Raw genomic sequence first — 23,521 nt, 5'->3', positions numbered from 1 at the left:
TCCTCCCTCCCTTCCTCCTTCCACTGGTACGCAGGTTCGGGTAGAAACCATCGGAAAAGTCCCCGAAATCAAAGTGTGTGTCTCAAAGTATCAGCCGAAGAACTTTGCCTCACAAGCCAACCAAGCCGCTGAGGTTTTGCTCGAACAATGTGGCTTCCCGCAGATAGTCTGAAATAGCGTTCGACCTGTGCCGAGAGTGTTTGGCTATGACTGCTTGAGCGACCGACGCTGCAAAGCCATCGGTGATAACTCCTGCTCGTCCCGAGTGCCCACCGTAGTCTCTCGGGTCGAGTCCCAGAATAAGCGCAAACTCTTTGAAAATGGCGCAAACGGTCTGGTCGGACAGCCGTGTCATCCCAAGGCGTCCGCCTCTCGTTATTGGACGAAAGAGCGCTCCATCGGAGAGTTCAGCCGCCGTAATCCAGTTCCGCAGCGCTCTGATGGGACAGGTGTCCGCCCTGTTCCCAGCTTTGATTGCGACTTTCACCCCTGAGCCCTCCTGGTCGGTCTTGCTGCGGGTCAAGTTCAAGACGACGCCTTCAGAGGTAAACGTGAGGTCAGCTAGGTCAAGCCCTACGACTTCCGAGCGGCGAAGCGCACCTGCGTAGGAAACGAGGATGATAGCCGCATCTCGCACTCCCTTTAAGTCCGAGCGCATCAGAGAAAGCCCCTCCCGCAAGTGTCTTGCCCGGATGGGTGACTTCTGAGTTTTCGCCATGCCCTTTGCCCGTCGCACCCCAGACATCGTGGAATGCACGATTTCGGCTGCGATGGGGGATGGCACACCGGCTGTCTTGTGAGCCACGGAGATTGCTGCCAATTTACGCTGAATCGAGGACGGTCGATGAGTTTCAGCGAGCTTTGTGATGAAGAGCGATACCGTTGATGGTACAGCAGGAAGTGCCCCAAGTCCATGCGAGCCGCAGAACTCCTCAAAAAGTCTCCAGTCGGATTGATATGCCCTCAGCGTGGCGGGTGCTCTCGATTGGCGGGCATAGTCAATCGCATCAACGACGAGGCGCTGGATTTCGCTGGATTGGATGGGCTGAATTTGGTTCATCTGAGGTCATCGAGAACTTTCAATTCTCAATAGCTACTGTGCGCAGGTTTTGACTTGAGGAATTCCCTCTCTTCACAACGTTCCTCACGTTCATTGACTCGACCCGTATCGAGCCATGTCAAAGAACATCGAAGAACAGAAATCACCTCATCGTCAACGGAAGCAACTTGAAGCCGAGATTCTGCGCATCTACCCAAGCATCCCCGAGCACGACCTGCGAGCCACTCTCGACCACACCCTTGAGGAAGGGTGCCAGCGGGTCGGCACGAACACAAATTTGCATGTGAGCGAACGAGCAAGTCGTGCCGTGCGTGGATATATTCGGCACGTTTACACCCTCTACGATGAGATTCTGGCGCAAAACCTGACCTACGACGAACCAGAGATTGCTAAGGAAGATGCTCGATACTCAGTCGAGTCCAAAATCCGCATCATTCTTCAAATCTGGTCAAAGCGACGGCGATATCGTAAAAACAGACGGCAGTAATGCTCACCAGCAGTGGCGGTCGTCATTGGGCGTTTTCCACTCGGCGCTGCTGAAGGTTCACGAGGTAGGAGCCCAACAGTTCAATCGGGTCTGTGCCTATCGCCCGAGCCAGTGCGACGAACTCGACGACATCAAGAACCCTAGCCCCGAGTTCAATCTTGTGATAAACAGTGGGATGGAAGCCAAGTCTTCGACCCACCTCTCTTTGAGAGAGACCCGCAGCCTCACGTGCCGACCGAATCGTTTCCATTAGAACGTCGGTGTCAGTCGAGATTGAGGACTGTCTGGTGCGCTTCGCCACTTCTTGGCGACAGGGTTGCACTCATGCTGTAGGTATCATAACTACACTCGGGGCATCCTTGGCGACAATCTGCCCTTGGGTGGAGGTCAGGATGCCGAAGTGCCAAGCATGCCAGGCTCCCTTGAAAGGGGATGAGAAGTTTTGCGGAAACTGCGGAGCGGCTTACGTCGCTGCCTCCCTGAGCCAAGCACCTGCCGAATTCCCAAGTCAACCTCTACCTGGTGTCCGACCCGTTTTCATCAGTTCGCCAATAGCCGAGGCAGCGAGCCCAAGTGGGGGCGGAAATCGAGTCCTGTTTGGTGGTCTGCTGGTGGCGGTGATAGCCATCACCTCTCCGCTCGTTTTCAAAGCCCTCAATCGCCCGCCCGAATTGACCCCCCAGGATTGCGTCAGGAGCATCTTCAAGGTGAATGGCGTGGACGTGTTCACCTCCCAGAAACAGCAAATCCTCGACCGAATCGCTTCAATGAACTGTACGGAGTTGAATGCTATGGTTCAGGAAGCGAAGCAAAATGAGCACTTCAAACGCCAACTGACCCCCCTGGAGTTAAGTAGCGCTACAGTCGTTGCCGATGCGATGAAGCTGCGTGCTAGCGTCGCTGGGTGCAATGTAGTTGCCGAAGGTGGCTATTCGGAGCCGGGAGCGTCCAAATGAACTTCTGCACCAAGTGCGGCTCCAAGCTCGAATCGACGAGATTCTGCACGAATTGCGGCTCACTCATCGAACAGGGCGCTTCAACCATCGCAACGCCGTCTCCCAAGTTCGATAGTGGTGGAATCACCGGTACAGCACAAAGCGGAGCCCATGCGCCGAAGGCACCTCCTAGAGCACCAACCTGCATTGAGTGCGGCAAGCCCGTCGCTAACGGACAGTTTCTTTGTGGCGACTGCACTCTTCGAAAGTCTCAGCCCAAGAACCATGCGCCCGCTGACCAACAAATCTACTATTCTCCACCCTCCCAAAAGTCGAACTGGTTCGTTCGGCTTTTGGGCGGGGTCGGTGTCGCTTATCTTTGCTGGCTCGGATTCAGTGCAATTATCGTGAACAATACATCTTCCCCTGCTGACCCGTTGCCCGGACGCCGCAGCGCCACGCTAACGTCGCCAACTACCTTGGACTCCGCTGTGCGTCCTGAGATGAACAAAGCAGACCGCCAAATCGACACCATTATCGGCGCTTGGCGATACAAGGTCTTGGAGTTCGAGAGACGCTACGGTTTCTATGACCCCTGGGAGGAGAATCCTGCGTGCACCCCGACAAGCAAAGGAACTGGCTTTTATGACCTCATATTCCTGGTTGATTATTCGACGAAGGTGGTAAAGATACTTGGCGACGGTGCTAGCACTGCCACCGCAAATGGGAAGGCTAGTGCGTCAAGGTACCAGCAGGAAATTCGTGATAAATTTCCGTTGTACTTCAATGATGGGTGGCAACCACCGGTTCCGAACCTTCCCAATAATCCGAACGACTGGCTGCCTACCAGCCCCAATACAAGGGACTACAATGACTTGCTTCGCTGACAGTAATATGCCGTCTGCACCGGCAATACTGCTATCGAAGCAGAGATTGAGGTGTGGCTCGGCAATGCGGTCGGTTGCCGCAGCCACGGTATGCGCTGTTCACGTTGATGAGTGACCGCTGAACAGACAATTGTTCGACGAGTCGCTAGGAAGAACCTGCGAACTCTGCCCTCCAAGTTAGTTGATGTCGTCAAACAAGTCGGCGAGCCTCTTGGAGGCGGCTTTGAGGCGGGACTGAACACGGTCAACCGAGATGTCGAGGATTCTCGCAGCGTCTTGATAGCTGAACTGCAGCAGCCTAACGAGTTCAAAGACCGCAGCATCGAGTTCAGGAAGCTGAGCCAGCGCCCACCTTTCCAGAGCTTCCCCCTCCATGTCGTCGAGGGACGAGCACTGGCAGGCTTGGCAACCGTCCTCGAAATCGCCAAAGAAAATCCTCTTGAACGAGAGGAACCCTGCAGCCTGGTGGTCTTCGTCGGAGCCACGACCGTCTCGTACACGATTCCGAGCACCGGTGACGTGCGAAGGACATGACACGTGAGATTCGAGGTCAATTCGTGTCTTCAGGAAATTCTCTGAGCGAACCACAATATATCGACCCTGCTCACGGACGGTCAATGTCCTATCGAGCCTCTGAAGTGCTGTTTGAGCGCCGAGCAACAGCGTTTGCAGGGCGTCGTCGAAAGTGAGCCAATTCTCCCGATTCGCATATCTGGATGCAAGTCGCTTGAGGTTCGCCAAGACGCTTCTGACACTGGGGTCGAGGTCGGGATAAGTCGGGAGTGGCGAGGCATTGGTTGAGTCCCGCCGGGCTCGGTAAGCGCATGGATTTTCCATGCGCCTTTACCCAAGATGCGGACTAGGTTGAGGATGTTAGTGAAGGTAGCAGCGCAGGGCTTTCAGGTTCGAATCGGAGAGCATTTCAGAAAAATCTAGAACAGGTGACCGGATTTCCAGGAAGGTGCACGACAGGCTTGGTGGCATCGAAGGAGTACCACCAACTTATGGAAAAACAAGTAAATACAAATGACCTTTGCCGCTTCTGTCAGGAGCGACCCGTTTCGGTTCAGAAGCGTTCACTGTGTCCATGCTGCTACCAGCGATGGTTGAGGTCACCGGAGCGACAGCGTGAGCTTCTTGCGAAGCGGAGCCGGACTTCGCTCATGCCGCCATCGTCTCACTTCATCCACCCCGAGAGTGTTTCAAATCCCGATGAAGCGAGAAGGACTTACGTCGAACAAGAGGAAGCGTGGCAAGACGCAATTCGCCAGGCGAGCCAGCACTACCGAAACTTGGGCGATGAAGCGGCAATCGTGTTAGCGCAAATCAAGTCATTTGTTGACGACGTAAATCAGCTTGAGTGCAGAGCGATGCTTGCTGGGGTGAGCGGCATCCCGGAACGACCAAGCTATATGCACGAGCTTCTGTTGCCATTGAAGAGGAAGCAGCAGGAGATGTTTTTGAAGCAGCTAGATGAGCGCTTCAAAGCCATCAACCATAGAGTCCTTGCCGCAGAGCAGATTAACTGTGCTCCAAATTCTCGAAATCGAAAAGCCAGAGAGGTAGGCAAATTTGCCCAAGGGATTTATGAGCGGTCTAAGCCCCTGTTCTGGCACTTCGGGAAGGCACGGTCACATCGCTACTACAAGAAAATGCTCCTGCGAGCCATAGTTGAGTGGCACGATAACCAGAACGCCAGGCTCTGGCTCTCCCAGAGAGGGATGTGTCCTCCCTAAAGAGCCTCACTCGCTGCCCACGGAGAACATGAGCGAGTCTTCCTGAACACCGGGAAGACTGGCTCTGTTTTGCATGTGAGCCTCTCGGATAATTGGGACTTCCCAAATCGGGAAAGGAGACTCAAAATCTTGACCACCCCCACCCCTCGGACAGTCAAAGTGAAGGTCGTCGTAGCGTCAATCGGGTTCGAAACTTGGAAAGGTCACGTGCGTACAACATGCGTACAGACCGGGGTAGAGTGACCTCTGGAGGCAAGCGGGAACCTGCAGAGAGGAAGGTGGCGGAGAGGGTGGGATTCGAACCCACGGAGGCTTGCACCTCACCGCATTTCGAGTGCGGCGCACTAGACCACTATGCGACCTCTCCGGGCGAGCCCCAGATTATGGCTGTTTCGGGGCGGGGGTTGTTAGGGCAGCTGGTTCCTTGAGGATTCGGACGGCTTGCTCGAAAGTGAGGGGCCCCTTCGCCGAGCCCCGGACCACAAGGTAGACGCCCGGCCCTTTGGCCTGGATCTCGGGCAGCAGGCTGCCGGTGAGCGGGGTGACCAAGATGTGCGGCGCGAGGGGGGCGAGCTTCGCCGCGTTCGCGACGGCGTCCGGGCCGACCGTGGCGATCTCCATGTCCGAGACGGTCGCCCAGCCAGCCAGGTAGAAGGAGCCCATGCGCCAGGGCACGTCCTTCACGGCTGGGGAGGTGGCGCGGATGATCTCGACCGCCTTGTTGCCCAAGTCGCGGCCGGTGGCCGAGGCGCGGAACAAGAATCCGTAGCTGTGGCAGAGCGAAAGCAAGCGCGAAGTCGCGGCTTGTCCCGTCCCGTCGACAACCTCCGGGATCTCGACCACGTCCTGCCCGACTTTGCCGTTCGGCCCGCGCCCGAGCACGTAGACGCCCCTGCGGTCCGCTTTGAACAAGTCCATCCCTCGGCGCAACACGACCAAGCCGTCTTCCAGCACGTCCTTTTCCCCTGTCGCCAGGTACCGTTGCAGCGCGCAATCGGCATAGGCCAGGTAGTCGCCAAGGTAGGCGGTGCTCCGCCCGTCCTTCTTCAGCTGGTGCATCACGTCGTCCGGGCCAGACCGAAAATTCTGCGTCCGCTCGCCCAGGGCGAGGGCCTCCTGTAGGCGGGCCTTGTCGCCGAGGACCCGTGCGGATTCGATCAGGCGGGCGGCAACGCTCGCGGTGGCGTCCAACAAGTCCAGAGACTCGAAGATCCGGGAGTCGTTCTTCCGCAGGTGGCGGAGAAGGTCGAGGTGCTGCTGGAAGTCTTCGGGCGACCGCACGTAGACCTGGGCGTCGGCCACGAACGGTACCATCGTGGGGTTAAGGCGCGGGTCCAGCCCCGCGTTCTTGGCGAGCCACTCGACGTCGGCCGCGGAGAGGCGCGAGGAGAGCTCCCGCGGCGGGAAGCTATAGCGTTTGCCGCGCGCCATGGTGCCCGAGTTCTCGTACCAATGGGCGGCGAAGCCCTTGGGCCGGTCGAAGCTCTCCAAGGTCCCGTCGAAGGTTTCCAGGGCGAGCTCGCGCACGATCGGGTCGCGCGTCTGGGTGGCGACCAAGGCCAGAGTGGCGGCCATGTCGGCGCTTTGCTCCGCGCTGGCCTCGAACTTCGGCACGAATCCCCCGAGGTCGATCGAATAGCGGTAGAAGCCGCCGTCCAGCCAGTTGACCAGGGCCGTGCGCATGAGCGGCGCAAGCGAGGCGCGCAACGCGTCCAAGTCGCCGGAGGCGGCCAGGAACCGCCACTCCCAGGGATAGAGCCGCTGCATGCCCCCCTGCGGATAGCCGCCGTACCGAGGGTCGAGCCGCGCCCGAAGGCGGTTGGCGTAAGCCGACGCGTCGATGTGGTCCGCCAACTTCCCGTCGAGCAGCAGTTTGCGTTCCGACGCTTGGCCGTCGGCGAGCGTCGTTTCAAAGACGTCCACTTTGTGGACCGCCCTTTGCTGGGCTTCGCGCAGGACGCGGAGCAGGAAGGTCGGGTTGAGCTCTTGTCGCCGGTCGTAGCGGAAGATCTGGCTGAGGAGCTCCCCACGCGAGCCGAGCACCACGATCTGCCAGCCTGGGTCGGCGCCGTCGACCGCGCAGGCGAGGGGACGGTAGGCGTTGCGCCACTCGGGAGTCTGGTCAAGGTCGACGCGGACGGCGATGAAGTCGCGGTTGATCCTTTCTGCGACCTCGCTTTCCATCAGGATCGTCCTGTCGACTTCGCGGGCAGTCGCGTTCATGTTGGTGCCCAGCACCATAAAGATCGGTTTGTCGCGCCGCAGGGCTTCCCGGAACGGGTCGTCGGTCAAGGTGCGCCAGCCGATGCGCTGTTTTGCCCCCGCGCGAAGGAAGTCGCCGGATGAATTCGTGAGTGGGCCTTCGGCCCGTTCGGGGATGAACGGGCGGATCGCCGAGGTCACGGCGAAGACGGCCACCAAGGCAGTCACGGTGGCGGTGACCATCGGGTACTGCTCCCGTGGTCCCCAGATCGGCATTGGAGAGGATTATGCAAGGTTATAATCAAGCAGATGTCGATTTCCCTGGACGAGGTGCGCCATGTCGCGCGCCTGGCCCGGCTCGAGCTGGATGAGAAGGAACTTATGGCTTTCCAAGGCGAACTGAACGCCCTGCTCGGCCACTTTCAGGACATCCAGCACATCGACGTGTCGAACGCCGAGCCGAAGCCGCACGCCGTCTCGCTGCGAAACGTCTGGGCGGACGACGTGGCGGCCCCTGGATTGAGCCGCACGGACGCCTTGTCCAACGCGGCCGTCTCTCGCGCCGGCCTTTTCATCGTGCCGACGATCATCGAGGAATAAGCGGTGGCGACCCAGTGGACCGCGGCCGAAATGGCCGCCCGCCTGCGCGCCCGTGAAATTTCCGCCCTTGAACTTTGCGAGGCCCACCTGGCCCGGATCAAGGAGCTTGACGGCACCTACGAAGCCTTCCTCTATGTGGACGAAGAGGGCGCCCGCGCCCAAGCCCAGGCCGCGCAGGATCTGATCGACTCCGGGGACGGGGGGCCGCTCGCGGGCGTGCCCGTCGCGCTAAAGGACAACCTCTCCACGCGCGGGGTTCCGACGACGTGCGCCTCACGGATCCTGGAGGGCTATCGCCCCGTCTTCGACGCCACGGTCGTGCGGCAGTTGCGGGAGGAGGGGCTCGTGATGCTCGGCAAGACGAACTTGGACGAGTTCGCCATGGGCACCAGCGGCGAGAACTCCGCCTTCCGCGTCAGCCGCAATCCGTGGGACGCCGGGCGGGTCCCGGGCGGCAGCTCGAGCGGGTCCGCGACGGCGGTCGGAACGGAGATGGCGCCGCTCTCGCTCGGCTCCGACACGGGCGGTTCGATCCGTATGCCGGCCGCGATGTCCGGCATTGTCGGCTTCAAACCCACCTATGGCCGGGTTTCCCGGTATGGCTTGATCGCGTTCGGCTCGAGCCTGGACCAGATCGGCCCGTTCGGGCGAACCGTGGAGGACACGGCCATGCTCGCCCAGGCGATTTCCGGCCACGACCCGCTCGACAGTACATCGCTGCCCGATTCAAAGATCCGCTTGGACGAGCTGAAATCATGCTCGCTCAAGGGGCTCCGGCTCGGCATCCCCGAGCAACTGGTTGGGGACAGCGTCGACCCCTCGGTCGGTGCCGCGCTGGAGGCCGCCATCGAAACCCTGCAAAAGGAGGGCGTCGAGGTTCGAAAGATCAGCCTCCCCAGCATTTCGGTCGGAGTGACTACCTACTACATCATCGCTCCTGCGGAGGCGAGCAGCAACCTGGCGCGCTTCGACGGGATCCGGTTTGGCCCCCAGTGCGAGGGCGACGGCCATATCGGGAACGTCGCCGTCACGCGAGGGCGGCTGTTCGGCCACGAGGTGAAGTTGCGCATCATGGTCGGCACCTATGCCCTGTCTGCGGGCTACTACGACGCGTATTACCATCGGGCCCAACAGGTGCGCGGTTTGATGGTCGCGGAGTTCGAGCGGGAGTTTGGGGAGGTCGACGCCGTGGTTTCGGCCGGGTGCCCAGTGCCCGCGTTCCCGGCGGGCGGTTATGGCGGCGACCCCCTCGCCCTCAAGATGCTCGACCTCTGCACGATCCCCGCGAACATGGGGGGGTTTCCCAGCATTTCCGTCCCTTGTGGCTTGGTCCAGGGGCTGCCTGTCGGGTTGCTCCTCACCGCACCGGTGAACGAGGACGAGCGTCTGTTAAAGCAAGCCTACGCGATCGAGCAGGCGTTCGGCCCCTATCGCCGACCGCCGCTGCCCTAGCCCCAAGATGGACGACATCCGCCGCCGAGACCTCACTGTCTTCCTGCAGGAATTCTTCTCGCTCGGGCGGCTCACGGTCATCGGGGCCTCGGGCTTCATCACCTGGTTCGCGTACCAAGTCGGGGATGTGATCCCCCTGTGGATGCTCATTCTCGGTTGGGCGAGCCTGCTCACGGCGCTGGGGGTCTCGGCCTATCAGGCCAGCGTCCCGAAGCGGTTCCGCTCGCAGCGCTACCGTTTCCTTTGGGAATCGGTGGTGGACCGGCGCCGGCGCCTGCGCCTCGCGCTGCAGGGCCTGAAGCGGAGCAAGATCGCGGACCTGCGCGAGCTTCCCCACACCATCGAGCTCACGGCACAGCAGCTTTATGTCGCCCTTCGCAGGGCGGACACGGTGGCGACGGAAGTGCTCGCCAGCGAGGGGTGGTTGACCGCCTCAGCACCCCCTCTGCCCGGCGTCGCCAGCCGCGACCGGCAAGCCCAGGAGCTTTACCGCCTGGCGGACAAGAACATCGCCGAGTACCGCTCGCACTACCAAGGGGTGATGGCAGGGGTCGAGCGGACCGAGGCCCAGGCGGCCGTGCTCTCCACCACCCTCGATACCCTGCGGATGAGGCTGCTCGGCTATCGGTTGGCGATTCGTAGCGCCGAAACCCCCTCGCAAGACTTCCTCGCCGCGATCACGGAAGCGCGGATGCAACTCGACGCGATCGACAAGACTTTGGTGGAACTGGAACTGACCCCGTTCCCACAGACGATCTCGGTCATGCCAGATTCCCCGCAGCTTCGGGAGCAACTTTTGGGGCCGCCGCCCGTGCGCGAAGAGCACCAAAAACCGCTGGAGTCGGAGAATTGACCGTCCGCACGATCTGTCCCGCCAAGATCAACACGTTTCTGGCGGTGGGACGTCTAGACGCGAACGGCTACCACCCCTTGCGGACGGTTTTCCATGCGGTAAGCCTGGCCGACGAATTGGTGGTGGAGCAGGCCGATGAAGACGGTTTCGTCTGCGAGGACCCCGGCGTCCCTCCCGAGAACACGGTGACCCGCGCTTGGCGCTTGGCCCGAGAGTACGTCGGCTTTCCCCCTCTCTCGGTGACTTTGACCAAGCGGGTCCCGGCCCTGAGCGGCTTGGGCGGGGGAAGCTCCGACGCGGCCGGGCTTTTGCGCGCCCTCGAGGTCTTTTCCAAGGGCGCGCTCTCGCGGCGAGAGACGAGCGAGATCGCCCTGGCGGTCGGCGCGGACGTCCCTTTCTTTTTAATGGGCGGAGCGGCCAGGGGCGAGGCTTACGGCCAGTGCCTGACCCCGTTGCCGGACGGGGCGCCGCGCCACTTGGTGGTGGCCATGCCGTCCATCGGCTCCTCCACGCCGGAAGCCTTCGCCCGGCTCGACGCACTGGACTACGAGTGGCGAAGCTTTCCGGAAGACCCCTGGGAGCTTTACAACGACTTCGAGCGCGTCGTCCCAGCGGCGGCGCTCGAGCTGACCCAGAGACTTCGAGACCTTGGCGCGAAAGCCGGGCTCACCGGCTCCGGATCGGCGTCGTTCGGGGTCTTCTCGGACGAGGCAGCGGCGGCTGAGGCCGCCTCGCGACTGGAGGGTGAAGACGGAGTGCGGGCATGGGCGTGCCGGACGCTCACCCGGAAGGAGAGCCTTTGGACGTCATAGTCTTGGCGGGCGGAAAGACGGACCAACGGTTCCGGGACCTCACCGGCTGCGAATGGCGGGCGGAAGTGCCGTACGAGGGACGCCGATTCATCGATATCGTCCTTGGTGCGGTGGGCGGGGTGGGCAGGATCGTTCAAGTCGGCGGGCCGGAGGTCTCCGGGATTGAGCGCGTGCCGTCTGCGGCCACTTTCCTGGGGAGTGTAAAGGCAGGACTGGAGGCGGTCCAGACCGACAGTCTGCTCCTCGCGACCAGCGACCTCCCCGACCTTTCGAAGGAGGCCGTCGCCGACTTCGTCGCCCGGTGCGACCTTGCCGCAGGGTTCAACTACCCGATCGTGCCGATGGAGGAGTGCGAGCGGGCGTACCCGGGGCTGAAGCGGACGACCCTTGCCGTGCGCGAGGGCCGTTTTACGGGAGGCAACCTCGCGGTGCTGCGGACGGAGGCGTTCCGAGGCGCGCTGCCCAAGCTCGAGGCCGCCTATCTTGCCCGAAAGAGCCCGCTAAAGCTTGCGGGAATGGTCGGGATCGGCCTGTTGGCACGCGTCGTGATCGGGAAGATAATCCCTGGGACCCTGCCCATATCGGCCTTGGAGACAGCCATTGGCCGGTTCATGGGGACAAGGGTGAGGGGGATTGTCTCCCGGTACCCGGAAATTGGGACAGATATTGACGACGCCGACCAGTATTCCCACTTGATCGGCCTAAAGAAGGTCAGGACGCATGCCGAACTCTAACCTGTGCACCTGTCTGTGTCCAAGGTCGTCGATGTCGACACCAACACCCTCGAGCGTTTCCTGCTGAGCCAAGAAGGCGTGCTTGACGCCAGCGCTTGGATCTCGCGCGGGACTGTGCTTGCTTCCGTCACGCTCATGGACTTCGCCAGCTACGGCGAAGAGGAGCTGATCGACGAATGCCGGACCGCGCTCGGCCCGGACCAGGCTCCCCAGATGATCCTCTTCCGGAGAGCGCTCAGGCCGGCGGCTTAGTCTTCGAGGTCTTCTTCGGCCTCGTCCATCGCGCCTTCGACGGTGTGGTCCTTACCTTGCGACGGCTCTTGCGCCGTCTCGAGGGTCACCTGCGTTATCGACTTCACCGATCGGTTCGGGCAGTTGTTGCAGACAAAGTTCACTTTGACCGAGTTAAGCCACTCGGGAACCTTGTCGATTGGCTTTTGGCATAGGGAGCAGGTCACCATTTAGTCTTCCAGGGCTTCGTCGTAGGCTTGGACGGCTTGCCGATGGCTGATAAGCCCGTGAACGGCCATAACGAGCGCCCCCACTATATAAAGCAGGCTGAGGTTCACTTGTTCCCGGGTCTGGCCCGGGTCGCGGATCGCTTCTTGGCCTTTGACAAGGCCAAGAGTGGCCACGACGACCATAGCGGCCGCGTACCAAACAAACGAGTTCCTCCAAAAGACGGGCTTTTTGGGTTGCTTAGGCTGCCGACCTAGCACAGGCTATGAAGATACCCGCTGCCACTCAGGCCCGGATGTCCAAGACACGGCCCTTTGGCTGGAGAACCTTGAGCACCTCGGCTGCCTCTGCCTTCTGGTTGTCCAGGGCTTTCTTCAAGATGGCGGCCTTATAAGCGTCCTTGTCGACTTCCGCGGTCGGCGCGGGGTGAGTCGCAGGACTGGGCCCGGAGACGCTCATAGGGGGATTGTCGGTCGCCTGGCCGGGCGTCTTTATCGGACGGGGATCGTCAGCCCCTTCTTCTGGACGATTTCCCTAAGGAGCTTGCGGCCCCGGTGGATCCGGGAGCGCACGGTGCCGATCGTCGTCTTTTGGCGCTCGGCGATCTCCTCGTAGCTCAGGCCCTCGACGTCGCACAGCACGATCGCGCTGCGGTATACGGTCGGGAGCTCGGTGAGCGAGTTCCGCAGCTCGGCCGAGAACTCCTCCATAAGGAGAATTTCTTCCGCGTTTCGGGCCTCGTCGGCGATCGGGATCTCCTGCACCTCCCCGTCGTTCGGGCTGACCATCGCATTGAGGGAGTCGGCCTTGCGGATTGGGTTCTCGCGGCGGCGCTGGTCAAGGTAGGCCCGCTGCATGATGCGGAGCAGCCAGTTTAGGAACGGGCGCCCCGGCATATAGGAGTCGAACCCGCGCCACGCCTTGAGATAGGTGTCTTGGACGAGGTCCTCGGCTTCAACCGGGTTCCGGGTGAGGTTCAGTGCGACCGAGAACGCCCGTCGCTCCGTCCCTTTGCGCATCGCCTCGAACTCTTCTTGCGTCCGGGGGCCGGTTCTGAGCTGGGTGTCGTCGATCACTTTTCCCTACCTCTGATTCCTTATACGCCATTATATCATTCTTTTCTGATACTTCCGCCCTAGTCCCATGGCTGGGCACGGGCCGGCAATGGTGAAAGTGGGGACTAGCTTGCAATCGTTAGGCTTCCAGGTCTATCCTACGCGGAACATGAAGTTCGTCCTAGTGACGAAAGATCCGGATGTCCGAAGTGCCACGGACGGGGCCTTTCAACCGGATGACACCCTGGTGATTTTTGAGGACTGGCAAGAAGCGTTGGACGAGTGCGCCGACGCGGACCTTCTTTTCGTCGATCTCCTCGCTACGCTCGAGGTGCCCCATAAAGTGTCGGGCTACGAGAAGTTCGCCCGGGTCAAGATGGCGCATCCCCAAGGAGCCGCGGTGCCCTTGGTGCTGATCGCCGCGCCAGACGACTACGAGATGGACTTCATGGTGGGTTGGCCGAACTTCGTTTTCGCCCACTTGCGCCGTCCGCTCAGCTATAAGCTGTTCCGCCGGGCGACCACCTGGATCTAGTGTTTCGGGCGCTTGGCCCTCGGGTGGGCCTTGCCGACCGCGTCTCGGAGGCGTTCGACGCTGACGTGCGTGTAGATCTGGGTCGTGGCCAGGCTTTCGTGCCCGAGAAGTTGCTGCACGGTCTTGAGGTCGGCGCCCCCGTCCAGCAGGTGGGTAGCGAAGCTGTGCCGCAGCGTGTGGGGCGAGACGCTCGGCGGGAGGCCTGCCTGCAGGGCCCACCGCTTCACCACGTATTGGATCGTGCGCGCCGCGATGCGCCTGCCCCGCGGGGTCGTGAAGACCGGGTTCTCGAAGGTTGAGGGGAAGCGCTCGTGGTCTATATAGGCGCGGAGCGCCTCGGCGCAGGTCGCGCCAAAGAGGGTGAGCCGCTCCTTGTTGCCCTTGCCGCGGACGAGGATCGTCTGCTCCCGCCAATCGATGTCGGCGAGGTTGGCGGCGACCAGCTCGCTGGCGCGGAGTCCAGCGGAGTAAGCGAGCTCCAGCAGGGCGCGGTCGCGCAAGGGGTTCCGGGTGTTCGGGGCCTGGTCCAGCAGGGCCGCCGCCTGGTCTTGGCTGAGAGTTTTAGGGACTTGGCGTCGCTTGATGGGGCTTGCGAGGTGTACGGTGGGATCCGCGTCCATCAATCCCATAGTCCGAAGGTACTTGCAAAATCCTCGCAACGTCGCGAGTTTTCGCGCACGGGTCACCGGGGTCGTGCCGTAGCGCCGCAGGTACTCGGCGAGCGTCGCCTCACTGATGGGTTCGTCTCCCAACGAGACGACGAGTTGGGAGAGGTCGGCCCCATAGGCGCGCACCGTGTGAGGCGAACGGGTCGCGCTCAAACGGTCGAGGTATGCCTGGACAAGTGAGTCCAGTCCGGTGTTCATTCGTCGTATGTACGAATTGCCAGGGTTACGTTGTGCCCGCCGAAGCCAAAAGAATTACTGATCGCGAGCTTGAAGGCGGTCTTTCGGGCATGGTTTGGCACATAGTCGAGGTCGCACTCGGGATCGGCTTGGTCGTAATTTATGGTCGGCGGCAGGACCTGGTCGCGCAAGGCGAGGACGCACGTCAACGCCTCGATGGCTCCGGCCGCGCCCAGAGTGTGGCCGATCATGGACTTTGTGCTGCTCACCGGCACCTTGTAGGCGTGCTCCCCGAAGACGGTCTTGATCGCGAGCGTCTCGGTTTTGTCGTTAAGCGGCGTGGACGTACCGTGGGCGTTGATATAGCCCACGTCTTCAAGTTCCGCGCCGGTCTCGGCAAGGCACTTGCGCATGGCGCGGACTGCGCCGTCGCCGTTCGGGTCGGGGGCGGTGATGTGGTGGGCGTCGCCGCTCATGCCATAGCCGACGATCTCGCCATAGATCCGCGCGCCCCGGGCTCTGGCAAAGTCCAAGTCCTCCAGGACGAAGACGCCCGCTCCCTCGCCCATCATGAAACCGTCGCGGTCTTTATCGAACGGCCGCGAGGCGTGCTCGGGATCGTCGTTGCGGGTGGTCATCGTGCGCGCCGCGCAGAACCCGGCCATTCCGATCTCGTTGATCGGGGCCTCGGTGCCGCCGCAGACCATGGCGACGGCGTCACCGTGCTGGATGGTGCGCGCGGCCGTGCCGATCGCGTCGGCGCCCGTCGCGCAGGCGGAGACGACGCACGTGTTCGGCCCTTTCAGCCCGTGGATGATCGAGACGAAACCGCTCGCCATGTCCGGGATCATGTAGGGGACGAGGAACGGCGTGATGCGCCCCGGTCCTTCTGCATGGAGCTTGCGCGACTGCTCGGAGAGCAGCGTCAAGCCGCCGATTCCAGAGCCGATCAAGACGCCGGTGTTGAGCCGGACGTCGGGATCCGCCGGGAAACAAGCGTCGTCCATCGCCATCTGGGCCGCGGCCGCGGCAAGGGCGAGGAACCGGTCGACCCGCCTCGCCTCCTTCTTGTCGAGCCAGTTCTCGGCCTGAAAATCGCGGACTTCGGCCGCGACTTTGGTGGGGTAGTCCGTGGCGTCCATAAGCGTCACGGGCCCCCCGCCGCTCTTGCCAGAGAGCGCCGCGTTCCAGAAGGCATCGGTCCCGATCCCAATGGGGGTGACCGCCCCGAGGCCCGTGATCACGACCCGACCTGACCGGGCTGGTCGCTCCATCAGCCTGAGAGCTTTCCTTCGATGTAGCTGACGGCGTCGCCGACCGACTTCAAGTTCGGAACGTCGTCGTCGGGGATGTCGATCCCAAATTCCTCTTCCAAGGCCATAACGAGTTCAACGACGTCCAGCGAGTCGGCGCCTAAGTCTTCCGTGAAGGAAGCCTCGGGCTTGACCTCGGCCTCAGTGACGCCCAGTTCCTCGCAAACGACTTTTTTGACCCTTTCGAAAATGTCTTCGGACATGCTCTTCGTGCACCTAAGCCCTGTTACCAGGGTCTGGCGATATTACACGACCCGGGCGCGGCGCGTTGCCCTGCCCTGGGAACGCGCGCGAGTTTTATAGCGGGAGGCCGCCGTCCACCGAGAGGACCTGTCCCGTGATATAGGCCGATTCCGGCGCGCAGAAGAAGAGGATGGCGGCGGCCACGTCTTCCGGCGTGCCCAACCTTCCGAGCGCGGACGTCTTTTCCACGTGCTCTCGGAACTCGGGGGTGAGCCCGGAGGTCATGTCCGTCTCGATGAACCCTGGCGCGACCGCGTTGCACGTGATGCCCCTGCCGCCGAGTTCTTTGGCGGTGGCTTTGGTCAGGCCGATCAGGCCCGCTTTGCTCGCCGCGTAGTTCGCCTGGCCGGCCGCGCCGGAAACCCCAACCACGCTGGAGACGTTCACGATGCGTCCCTCGCGTGCTTTCATCATCGGCTTGGCGACGGCACGGGTGCAAAGGAAGGCGCCTTTGAGGTTGACCGCGAGCACTCGGTCCCAGTCCTCGTCCTTCATGCGGATCATGAGCGCGTCGCGGGTGACGCCCGCGTTGTTGACGAGGGCATAGGGTGTCCCGACCTCTTTCTCGATGCGCGAGAAGAGCGTCTCCACGGCACCCGCGTCGGAGACGTCGCACCCGAAGCCGACCGCCCCTTCGATCCCGATCGCGGTAGAGTCCGCGTTCTCCTGGGTCGTTGCCACGCAGACGACCACCGCCCCTTCGTGGCCGAAGGCGGTGGCGACGGCGCGGCCGATGCCGCGGCTCGCGCCCGTGACCACGACGATCTTCTCGTGAAGCCTCAACCCCGCGCCTCCTTGAGCAGGGCAGTCGTCTGGGCGAGGGTCGCCATATCGACCACCCGGAAGCACTCGACCGCCTTCTCGATCCGTTTCACGAGCTTCGAAAGGACCTCGCCGGAGCCGCACTCGACGAACCTGTCGATCCCGCTCTCCACCATGGCCCGGATGCTTTCTGTCCAGCGGACCGGCCGCGACATCTGGTGCTCCAAGAGGCTAGGCCAGTCCATCGGGTCCGTGACCTTCTCGGCGGAGACGTTTGCGTAGACCGGGGTCTTCTGCGGCGTTTGGCCGAAGGGCGCGGCGCGCAGGGCTTCGCCCAGCTGGGTCGCGGCTTCCTCCATAAGGGGGCTGTGAAAGGCGCCACTGACGTTGAGCGGCACCACACGGCGCGCCCCCCGCTCCAGGAGGGTCGCGCTGGCGCTTTGCACTGCGTCGAGGTCGCCACTGATAACGACCTGTCCCGGGCTGTTGTCGTTGGCCACCACGACCTCGCCGCACGCCTCCACCTCGCGGCAGATGACGTCGATCTCCGGGCCGTCCATTCCGAGGACGGCGGCCATGGTGCCGGGGCGGCTGCGCCCGACGGTCGCCATAAGCTCGCCGCGCCGCCGCACCAGGCGCGCGCCCTCGCCGATCGGGAGGACGCCGGCGGCGACGATCGCCGTATATTCGCCAAGGCTGTGGCCCGCGAAGGCGGCCGGCTCCACCGAGACTTCCTCGCGCAAGGCCCTCCAAGCGGCCAAACCGACGACATAGAGGGCCAGTTGGGCGTTCTGCGTTTCGCGCAGGACCTCTTCGGGAGTCTCGAACATCAGGTGGGGGAGGTCGATCCCAGTGGCTTGGCCCGCCTCTTCAAAAACGGCCTTGGCGGCAGGGGAGTTTTGATAGAGGTCCAGCCCCATGCCGGGGTGTTGCGACCCTTGTCCGGGGAAGACGACGGCGTACATTGGGTGTCACTGTACCAAAAGCCCGCACGTTGCGCGAGCCTCGGTATGCTGGGGAACCCGTGTCGGACATCCTCGAAACCTTTCCCAACCCCAACCCCGGGCGTGACTACACGATCCTTCACGTCTGCCCCGAATTCACCAGCGTCTGCCCGAAGACGGGCCAGCCGGACTTTGCCACGATTGAGCTGGAGTACGTGCCGGACCAAGTGTGCCTTGAGCTCAAGTCCTTAAAGCTTTACTACTACAGCTTTCGCGACCAAGGGATTTACTACGAAGGGGTGGTGAACCGGATCCTTGACGAACTTGTGGCGGCGTGCAAACCGCGACGGATGAAGGTGACCGGGCGGTTTAACGTCCGTGGCGGGATCAGCAGCGTGGTCACGGCTGAGAGCGCCGAGGCATGAACACTTTAACGGGGGCAGAGACGGGGAAGCTCGTTCCTTCGTGCCCATAGTGGGCGAGGGGAAAGACGGCCGTCGGAAGGCTCGGCCATTCACGGGCCTCATAAAGTTCTAAGAGCTGGAAGTGGTCGAGAATGGGGCTCCATTCTGATTGAGAAAAGTTTCGGGTCTCGCTCGTGGCGGCCCACACCTCTGACCTCAGTAGGGTGCATGGGCCGGACTTTGCAGCAGGCTCGGCGTCCCAATCGACTCGGGGCAGGGCTCCTTGAAGCTGGAGGAATTTCGCGACGGTCGGCGTCCAAAACTCCGTGGCGCCCCAGCCATGGCCCATGTTGGGGACGACCACGACCGATTTCGGGGCAGAGATTGCGTCCCAATAGAGACTTAAGGCATCGGTGGTCCAGTACGGGTCGTTCGCGCCATGGACCATGAGGACGGGGGCTTTTATGGAGGGGAGGTAGGAGGCAGGGTCCACGATCCTTAAGAGTTCGGAGCCTTCATCCTCGTCAAGGCTTAAATCGAGTTCTCGGCCTGTATAGTCCTCGATCATCGGGCTGAAACACCCCCAGTCCCTCATCTGCTTTTCGAGCTGTTCCCGAAACTTGAGGTTGTCGAAGACCATCGGCACAATGCCGGAGACAAGGTCGAGGTCCGCGACGGCAGAGCACAGCCAGCTTGTCCATCCGCGCTTGCTGGCCCCGCCCACCACAAAACTCGCGATGTCTGGTTTGTGCTCGCGGAGCGCGCGCATCGCCGCGAAAGCGCTCTTGACCATCGGTAAGAGCAGCGGCCAAGAGGGGTCGCCGGAATCCAGGAATTGCTCGAACGTATGCGCGATCAAATCGTCTTCGACCCGGTCGAAAAGGGGCTGGTTTGGAATTTGGAAAAGGGTGGCGACGCCGCAACCGGAAATGTCGGCGAGGCGCTGCGCCCAGTCAAGGTCTGTCGGGTTCGGCTCCCCACCGGTGACGTGCAAAAAGACGGGGCCGCGGCCTTGGCCGTCTTGTGGCCATTTGCACACGAGGTCGTGCGACCAAAGGAACCCTTTCCAGTTATGGCTTTGCAAATGGATCCAGTCCGGCCCCGCAAGACGCCACTGAAAACCGCCGTCTTCTTTTGCGACGTAGTCCGCTAATGCCCCCATGATTTTTGCTTTCGAGAGTCCTAGGAGTCTAGAAATCGAGTCTAATACGCCTTTATCAACAGAATATCGCACCTAGGGCCTTGACGGACCCGTCCCTGATGAGGAGAATAGGCATGTTTGGCGCTTGCCAAGGATCTCGATCGATGCTGAGGAAACGGATCACCCGACTCTACTTGATGGTTGTGCTCGCCGGAATGGCGGGGCTCGGTTGGGCGACCGCCCAGGAGGCGACCGTCGTCGTCCAACGTCCAGACTCGAAGACCCTTTCCGTGCGCTATAGCGGTGCCGCCGCCGCGATCGTGGAACTCCGTGTGAACGGCGTGAGCTTTGCCACCAAGCCGGTCACGGATAACTCGACCTCGGGCGAAGTCAGCTTCACCATGGAAGAGGCGAAGCTCCCCGACGGCGAGAACCAGATCGAGATTCGGCTCTACGACGCGGCCGGCAAGGTGCTGGGTTCCAAGCGGATGCGCGTCCAAGTCGACCGCTTGGCCGGCGGCCAGGTCTTCCTCGCCCAGCCCAAGGCCGGGACGACGGTGCAAGGCGACGTCGAGATCAGCGTCGGCTTCAAGGTCGACATGAAGAACGTCTATGTCAGCTTCTTCGTGGACGACCAGTTCAAGTCGCTCCGCAACTACCCGCCGTACACCTTCCTTTGGGACACCACAGCGGTCGGCAACGGATGGCACGAGGTCGAGGCGTGGGTGGTCGACGAGGCCAGCCGCACCCACAAGACCCAGAGAATGCGGGTCTACGTGAACAACCCCGGCGGCCGCACGAACCGCCAACCGCCCATCACCGCCGAGCCGGAAGCAGCCGTCGTCGCTCCGAAGGCGAAGCCTGAAGCCCTGGAACTCGCCGAGAACGTCGGGACCGCCGTCGTTTCGAAGAAGGTCGCGCCGCCGAAGGTTCCCAAGGACGGGGCCATGATCTCCGATTTGCGGACCATGCTCCCGACGGGCAAGCGGGTCGTCGGAGCGAAGCCGGTTAAGCCCGCCACCATTGCTCCTCGCCAGCCGGGGGCCATCGCCCTCGAATCCGAACCGACCGTCGTTGAAGTGAAGCCCGCGGCAGAACCGGCCGTCGAGGTGAAGCCGCTGGCGGAACCCGTCGTCGGACCGAAGACTGCACCGAAGGCCGTGATCACGCCGAAAACTGCGCCGAAAGCGGTGGTCGCGCCGAAGACCGCGCCGAAGACCGCGCCGAAGACCGCGCCGAAGGCCGTTATCTCGCCGAAACCGGCCAGACTCAGCGTCGAATACGGGAAGAAGCTGCCTTACAGCGGAACCTTCGACGTTTACATCGACGGCGACAAGGTCGATTTCGACGTTTCCCCGAGGGCTGAGGACGGGGTCGCCCTTGCCCCCTTCCGTCACCTCTTCGAGCACGAAGGGGGCAAGGTCAAGTGGGACCACGAGGCTAAGCGGGTCGACGCGAAGGGTCAGGGCGTGGAACTCACTTTCACGATCGGCGATGCCAACGCGAAGCTGGACGGCAAGAGCCTCCGCATGGAGCGCAAGCCGTTCCTCGAGCTTGGACGGTCGATCGTCCCGCTCAGCTTCATCAAGTTGGCGCTCGGCCTCGACGTACAGTTCGACCCCGAGACCCGACACGTCGTCGTCACAAAAAGCGACAAAAAGTAAGGGAAAGGCTGCTTCGGCACGTTGCTTTTCGCGGTGCCCTATCCGAAAACACGGGTAGGGCACCGTGTCATTTTTACTGAAGGGCTTCCGGTTCGCCAAAACGTTTGTGACGAAGGCCAAGTTCGTGAACGGCCTTTGCTTCTCGGCCGTCGGCGTCTTCGCGTGCCTTTTCGTCTCGAACCGAGCCCTGGAAGCGACCAAGAGTTCCCATGCGGACGAACTCTCAAGCATCGCGCGGCTCGCGGCCCAGCAAATCGACCCGGTCGCCCACGATGCCTTAAAGTCGCCCAGCGACGCGAAGCTTGACTCCTATTGGCAGCAGATCGACCGCCTCGCCCAGGTCTTTTCGGCCACTGCGAACGTCAGCGCCATCTATACGGTCCGCAGGTCAAAGAGCGGTTTTATCTACGTGCTGGACACGACCCCGGTGGGGGACGCCAACCACGATGGCATGGAGGACCGGTCGCCCTTTCTGGACAAGGTGCTGCGCGACCCGTCGGCAATGTCCGAGGCCTACCGGAACGGAATGGGCAGCGTTGAGTTGCGGCCGATCGGGAGCCGTCGAGGCGTCGCCATTTCGGCCTTCGCCCCGATCCGGGACGCCCAGGGCCAGATCGTGGGACTCGTCGGTGTGGACCGTCCCTACAGCTACTTGAAGGAGGAGCTGGACCACACCAATTCGATCACCCTTGTCGGGTGCATCGTGGTCACGATCCTCGCGTTCTTGGTCTCGCTGGCGACCAGCCGCCCGGACTACAATGCGGCCCACTCGAGCCAGACGGCGGAAGTCCGTCGGTTCCGCCGCAGGCTGCTCATCTCCGGCCTCGTGATCGGCGTGAGCATCGTGGTCGTGGAATCCACCTATGCCGGCCTCTCTGGAGCCGCGATCGATAAGAGCCTGGATCGGGAGCGAGCGGGCTGGGAGGTTTTACGCAGGACGGAGTGGACGTTGGAGCAGGTCGTCCTGGGGACGCCGAACTGGGAAAGGGAGGCCGGGCAACTCGGGAAGCTCTTGGTCCAGCAGAAGAAGGCTTGGCTGATCCACGCCCTCGATAAGATCAAAGACACGGACCCTGCCCGAGCGGCCGAAATAGCCCGGCCAGTCCTCGTGCGGCTTAATAACGAGACTGCGAACACCGAGGAAGAGATCGCCCGCCTGCAATCCTCGCAGCGTGAGGCGGTGCAGCGCTATGCCCGCATCTCGATCGTGGCCCTGGTCTTGGCGATCGGCTGTATCGTGGTGCTTCGGGTGACGTCCGGGCAGGACGAGCGCTTGGTCGAGGCGGTGGAGGAGAGCAACCAGGTTCAAAACGACTATGGGAACCTGGTGGAAGCGATGCCGATCAGCCTCTTCGCCTATGCCCGTGGGGCGGGTCTCTTCAGCAACCGGACGTGGCAGGAGTTTTTTGACGCGAAGCCGGGCGAGAACCAGATCGAGGCGTTTGTCGCCCGCGTCCATCCGGCGGACCGCTGGCGGGTCCAGCAGGAGCTGGAGGGCGCGGAGCGGAGCCAGACGTCCACGACCTTTGACTGCCGCGTGGTGGGGTCAAAGGGGAAGAACCAGGTGGTCGAGACCCGCGTGGCGCCCGTGACGGGGCCGGACGGGGCCTTCCGGCACATGCTCTCCTTCTGTCTGGACATGACCCAACAGCGGAAGGCGGAACAGGAGCTGCGCACCATGAACGCCGAGGTGACCCAGAAGAACGCCCTGCTATCCCGTGCCCTTGCCGAACTTGAGGACAACTTGGGCGAAGTCGTCCGCGCGATGGTGAGGGCCATAGAAGCCAAGGACATCTATACGGCGGGCCACTCCGAGCGGGTCATGCAGTACGGCGTCTGGGTCGGGGAGGAAATGGGCCTCGGCCCGTATGAACTCCGGATCTTGGAGATGGGCCTGCTCGTGCACGATATCGGCAAGATCGGTATCCCCGACGCCGTCCTCACCAAGCCGGCCCGCCTCACAAACGAGGAGTTCGACATCATCAAGCTCCACCCGGTTCTGGGCGCGAACATCATGGGCGGCATCAAGCCGTTCGAAGAGTGCATCCCCATTATCCGCGGCCACCACGAGAAGCTGGACGGAAGCGGGTACCCCGACGGGTTGAAGGGCGACGAAATCTCCGTGAGCGTGCGCATCGCCACCGTGGCCGACATTTTCGACGCGATGACCTCCAGCCGTGCTTATCGCAAGAAGATCGAGACGCAGGAGGTGTTGGACATCATGCTCAGTGAGGTGATGGAAGGGAAGATCGACCCGGCCGCCCTGAACGCCCTCATCAAGGTCGTGGAGCGGCACGGCGTGATCCCTCAAAGGCAGGACGGCCTGGCTGAGGCGGCCTGAACCTAATGACACAGATTCTAGGTTCCGACTATTCCACTAGGCTTTGAACAAGACCGA

At 62.1% G+C, this 23,521-nt stretch carries 27 protein-coding genes and 1 tRNA gene; 13 read left to right on the top strand and 15 right to left on the bottom strand.

The window, feature by feature from the left end; translation table 11 throughout:
- Positions 1–109: 109 nt before the first annotated feature.
- Positions 110–1,060, bottom strand: coding sequence for a site-specific integrase (locus tag KF733_00435; protein QYK55957.1), 951 nt, complete (start codon positions 1,058–1,060; stop codon positions 110–112).
- 115 nt (positions 1,061–1,175) lie between these two features.
- Between KF733_00435 and KF733_00430 the strand changes: the two genes are divergently transcribed.
- Positions 1,176–1,547 carry a DUF2293 domain-containing protein gene (locus tag KF733_00430; protein ID QYK55956.1) on the top strand — a complete coding sequence of 124 codons (372 nt, stop codon included), beginning with the start codon at positions 1,176–1,178 and terminating at the stop codon, positions 1,545–1,547.
- A gap of 22 nt (positions 1,548–1,569) precedes the next feature.
- Here KF733_00430 and KF733_00425 read toward each other — a convergent pair whose 3' ends face one another.
- Positions 1,570–1,848 (bottom strand): helix-turn-helix transcriptional regulator, encoded by a 279-nt coding sequence (locus tag KF733_00425; protein ID QYK55955.1) that lies wholly within the window; start codon positions 1,846–1,848, stop codon positions 1,570–1,572.
- A gap of 310 nt (positions 1,849–2,158) precedes the next feature.
- Between KF733_00425 and KF733_00420 the strand changes: the two genes are divergently transcribed.
- The gene (locus KF733_00420) at positions 2,159–2,503 is read left to right on the top strand and encodes a hypothetical protein (GenBank protein ID QYK55954.1); all 345 of its coding nucleotides are present in this window, start codon (positions 2,159–2,161) and stop codon (positions 2,501–2,503) included.
- A 1,043-nt stretch (positions 2,504–3,546) separates the two neighbouring features.
- On the opposite strand, the gene KF733_00415 is transcribed toward KF733_00420, so the two are convergent.
- The gene (locus KF733_00415; GenBank protein QYK55953.1) at positions 3,547–4,110 is read right to left on the bottom strand and encodes a hypothetical protein; all 564 of its coding nucleotides are present in this window, start codon (positions 4,108–4,110) and stop codon (positions 3,547–3,549) included.
- Between the two features lie 422 nt (positions 4,111–4,532).
- Between KF733_00415 and KF733_00410 the strand changes: the two genes are divergently transcribed.
- Complete coding sequence (locus KF733_00410; GenBank protein QYK55952.1) at positions 4,533–5,105, top strand: hypothetical protein; 573 nt, start codon at positions 4,533–4,535, stop codon at positions 5,103–5,105.
- A gap of 279 nt (positions 5,106–5,384) precedes the next feature.
- On the opposite strand, the gene KF733_00405 is transcribed toward KF733_00410, so the two are convergent.
- Together KF733_00405 and KF733_00400 are read right to left on the bottom strand one after the other, a co-directional pair.
- Positions 5,385–5,472: transfer RNA gene (locus tag KF733_00405), tRNA-Ser, on the bottom strand.
- Between the two features lie 14 nt (positions 5,473–5,486).
- Positions 5,487–7,583, bottom strand: coding sequence for a thioredoxin domain-containing protein (locus KF733_00400; protein QYK55951.1), 2,097 nt, complete (start codon positions 7,581–7,583; stop codon positions 5,487–5,489).
- 33 nt (positions 7,584–7,616) lie between these two features.
- Here KF733_00400 and gatC point away from each other — a divergent pair, with 33 nt between their 5' ends.
- From gatC to KF733_00370, 6 genes are read left to right on the top strand one after another with little or no spacing between them, the layout of a single operon-like run.
- On the top strand, positions 7,617–7,907 hold the full coding sequence (gene gatC / locus KF733_00395; protein ID QYK55950.1) for an Asp-tRNA(Asn)/Glu-tRNA(Gln) amidotransferase subunit GatC: 291 nt from the start codon (positions 7,617–7,619) through the stop codon (positions 7,905–7,907).
- A gap of 3 nt (positions 7,908–7,910) precedes the next feature.
- Entirely contained in the window at positions 7,911–9,359 is a 1,449-nt protein-coding gene (gene gatA / locus KF733_00390) for an Asp-tRNA(Asn)/Glu-tRNA(Gln) amidotransferase subunit GatA (protein QYK55949.1), read from the top strand.
- A gap of 7 nt (positions 9,360–9,366) precedes the next feature.
- Positions 9,367–10,212 (top strand): hypothetical protein, encoded by an 846-nt coding sequence (locus KF733_00385; protein QYK55948.1) that lies wholly within the window; start codon positions 9,367–9,369, stop codon positions 10,210–10,212.
- Positions 10,209–11,024: a 4-(cytidine 5'-diphospho)-2-C-methyl-D-erythritol kinase gene (ispE, locus tag KF733_00380; GenBank protein QYK55947.1), complete on the top strand. Its 816-nt coding sequence runs from the start codon at positions 10,209–10,211 to the stop codon at positions 11,022–11,024. Before KF733_00385 ends, ispE begins: the two co-directional genes overlap by 4 nt.
- Positions 11,012–11,758 carry an NTP transferase domain-containing protein gene (locus KF733_00375; GenBank protein QYK55946.1) on the top strand — a complete coding sequence of 249 codons (747 nt, stop codon included), beginning with the start codon at positions 11,012–11,014 and terminating at the stop codon, positions 11,756–11,758. The genes ispE and KF733_00375 overlap by 13 nt, the downstream gene beginning before the upstream one ends.
- A 15-nt stretch (positions 11,759–11,773) precedes the next feature.
- Positions 11,774–12,010, top strand: a complete 237-nt coding sequence (locus tag KF733_00370; protein QYK55945.1) for a hypothetical protein — start codon at positions 11,774–11,776, stop codon at positions 12,008–12,010.
- Here the strand turns inward: KF733_00370 and KF733_00365 are convergent.
- From KF733_00365 to KF733_00350, 4 genes are all read right to left on the bottom strand, one after another.
- Positions 12,007–12,153: a hypothetical protein gene (locus tag KF733_00365; GenBank protein ID QYK55944.1), complete on the bottom strand. Its 147-nt coding sequence runs from the start codon at positions 12,151–12,153 to the stop codon at positions 12,007–12,009. The genes KF733_00370 and KF733_00365 overlap by 4 nt on opposite strands.
- Before the next feature lie 66 nt (positions 12,154–12,219).
- Positions 12,220–12,402, bottom strand: a complete 183-nt coding sequence (locus KF733_00360; GenBank protein ID QYK55943.1) for a hypothetical protein — start codon at positions 12,400–12,402, stop codon at positions 12,220–12,222.
- A 100-nt stretch (positions 12,403–12,502) separates the two neighbouring features.
- The gene (locus KF733_00355) at positions 12,503–12,676 is read right to left on the bottom strand and encodes a hypothetical protein (protein ID QYK55942.1); all 174 of its coding nucleotides are present in this window, start codon (positions 12,674–12,676) and stop codon (positions 12,503–12,505) included.
- A 32-nt stretch (positions 12,677–12,708) separates the two neighbouring features.
- A complete protein-coding gene (locus KF733_00350; GenBank protein QYK55941.1) occupies positions 12,709–13,293 on the bottom strand; it encodes a sigma-70 family RNA polymerase sigma factor in 585 nt (194 codons plus the stop codon).
- A 148-nt stretch (positions 13,294–13,441) separates the two neighbouring features.
- Here KF733_00350 and KF733_00345 point away from each other — a divergent pair, with 148 nt between their 5' ends.
- On the top strand, positions 13,442–13,807 hold the full coding sequence (locus KF733_00345; protein QYK55940.1) for a hypothetical protein: 366 nt from the start codon (positions 13,442–13,444) through the stop codon (positions 13,805–13,807).
- On the opposite strand, the gene KF733_00340 is transcribed toward KF733_00345, so the two are convergent.
- The 5 genes from KF733_00340 to fabD all read right to left on the bottom strand — a co-directional run bounded on the left by KF733_00340 (position 13,804) and on the right by fabD (position 17,935).
- Positions 13,804–14,673: a tyrosine recombinase XerC gene (locus KF733_00340; protein ID QYK55939.1), complete on the bottom strand. Its 870-nt coding sequence runs from the start codon at positions 14,671–14,673 to the stop codon at positions 13,804–13,806. The two genes, KF733_00345 and KF733_00340, sit on opposite strands and share 4 nt — an antisense overlap.
- Positions 14,670–15,926 (bottom strand): beta-ketoacyl-ACP synthase II, encoded by a 1,257-nt coding sequence (gene fabF, locus KF733_00335; GenBank protein QYK55938.1) that lies wholly within the window; start codon positions 15,924–15,926, stop codon positions 14,670–14,672. Before fabF ends, KF733_00340 begins: the two co-directional genes overlap by 4 nt.
- Positions 15,926–16,168, bottom strand: a complete 243-nt coding sequence (locus KF733_00330) for an acyl carrier protein (protein QYK55937.1) — start codon at positions 16,166–16,168, stop codon at positions 15,926–15,928. Before KF733_00330 ends, fabF begins: the two co-directional genes overlap by 1 nt.
- A gap of 94 nt (positions 16,169–16,262) precedes the next feature.
- Positions 16,263–16,991 carry a 3-oxoacyl-[acyl-carrier-protein] reductase gene (gene fabG / locus KF733_00325; GenBank protein QYK55936.1) on the bottom strand — a complete coding sequence of 243 codons (729 nt, stop codon included), beginning with the start codon at positions 16,989–16,991 and terminating at the stop codon, positions 16,263–16,265.
- Positions 16,988–17,935, bottom strand: a complete 948-nt coding sequence (gene fabD / locus KF733_00320; GenBank protein QYK55935.1) for an ACP S-malonyltransferase — start codon at positions 17,933–17,935, stop codon at positions 16,988–16,990. The genes fabG and fabD overlap by 4 nt, the downstream gene beginning before the upstream one ends.
- 59 nt (positions 17,936–17,994) lie before the next feature.
- Between fabD and queF the strand changes: the two genes are divergently transcribed.
- Positions 17,995–18,339, top strand: coding sequence for a preQ(1) synthase (gene queF / locus KF733_00315; GenBank protein QYK55934.1), 345 nt, complete (start codon positions 17,995–17,997; stop codon positions 18,337–18,339).
- Here the strand turns inward: queF and KF733_00310 are convergent.
- Positions 18,314–19,480, bottom strand: a complete 1,167-nt coding sequence (locus KF733_00310; protein ID QYK55933.1) for a hypothetical protein — start codon at positions 19,478–19,480, stop codon at positions 18,314–18,316. The two genes, queF and KF733_00310, sit on opposite strands and share 26 nt — an antisense overlap.
- Before the next feature lie 143 nt (positions 19,481–19,623).
- Between KF733_00310 and KF733_00305 the strand changes: the two genes are divergently transcribed.
- Together KF733_00305 and KF733_00300 are read left to right on the top strand one after the other, a co-directional pair.
- Entirely contained in the window at positions 19,624–21,123 is a 1,500-nt protein-coding gene (locus KF733_00305) for a hypothetical protein (GenBank protein QYK55932.1), read from the top strand.
- Between the two features lie 64 nt (positions 21,124–21,187).
- Entirely contained in the window at positions 21,188–23,464 is a 2,277-nt protein-coding gene (locus KF733_00300; GenBank protein ID QYK55931.1) for an HD domain-containing protein, read from the top strand.
- Positions 23,465–23,521: the final 57 nt, after the last annotated feature.

The sequence above is a fragment of the Fimbriimonadaceae bacterium genome (assembly GCA_019454125.1).
Classification (GTDB): domain Bacteria; phylum Armatimonadota; class Fimbriimonadia; order Fimbriimonadales; family Fimbriimonadaceae; genus JALHNM01.
This window is presented reverse-complemented; position numbering and strand designations above follow the sequence as displayed.

Bases quoted from the DNA above. Each gene is read 5' to 3' on its own strand.
- KF733_00435 (QYK55957.1), bottom strand. From the start codon at position 1,060: ATGAACCAAATTCAGCCCATCCAATCCAGCGAAATCCAGCGCCTCGTC.
- KF733_00430 (QYK55956.1), top strand. From the start codon at position 1,176: ATGTCAAAGAACATCGAAGAACAGAAATCACCTCATCGTCAACGGAAG.
- KF733_00410 (QYK55952.1), top strand. From the start codon at position 4,533: ATGCCGCCATCGTCTCACTTCATCCACCCCGAGAGTGTTTCAAATCCC.
- KF733_00400 (QYK55951.1), bottom strand. From the start codon at position 7,583: ATGCCGATCTGGGGACCACGGGAGCAGTACCCGATGGTCACCGCCACC.
- gatC (QYK55950.1), top strand. From the start codon at position 7,617: ATGTCGATTTCCCTGGACGAGGTGCGCCATGTCGCGCGCCTGGCCCGG.
- KF733_00385 (QYK55948.1), top strand. From the start codon at position 9,367: ATGGACGACATCCGCCGCCGAGACCTCACTGTCTTCCTGCAGGAATTC.
- KF733_00360 (QYK55943.1), bottom strand. From the start codon at position 12,402: ATGGTCGTCGTGGCCACTCTTGGCCTTGTCAAAGGCCAAGAAGCGATC.
- KF733_00355 (QYK55942.1), bottom strand. From the start codon at position 12,676: ATGAGCGTCTCCGGGCCCAGTCCTGCGACTCACCCCGCGCCGACCGCG.
- KF733_00345 (QYK55940.1), top strand. From the start codon at position 13,442: ATGAAGTTCGTCCTAGTGACGAAAGATCCGGATGTCCGAAGTGCCACG.
- KF733_00340 (QYK55939.1), bottom strand. From the start codon at position 14,673: ATGAACACCGGACTGGACTCACTTGTCCAGGCATACCTCGACCGTTTG.
- fabF (QYK55938.1), bottom strand. From the start codon at position 15,926: ATGGAGCGACCAGCCCGGTCAGGTCGGGTCGTGATCACGGGCCTCGGG.
- KF733_00330 (QYK55937.1), bottom strand. From the start codon at position 16,168: ATGTCCGAAGACATTTTCGAAAGGGTCAAAAAAGTCGTTTGCGAGGAA.
- fabD (QYK55935.1), bottom strand. From the start codon at position 17,935: ATGTACGCCGTCGTCTTCCCCGGACAAGGGTCGCAACACCCCGGCATG.
- KF733_00310 (QYK55933.1), bottom strand. From the start codon at position 19,480: ATGGGGGCATTAGCGGACTACGTCGCAAAAGAAGACGGCGGTTTTCAG.
- KF733_00305 (QYK55932.1), top strand. From the start codon at position 19,624: ATGCTGAGGAAACGGATCACCCGACTCTACTTGATGGTTGTGCTCGCC.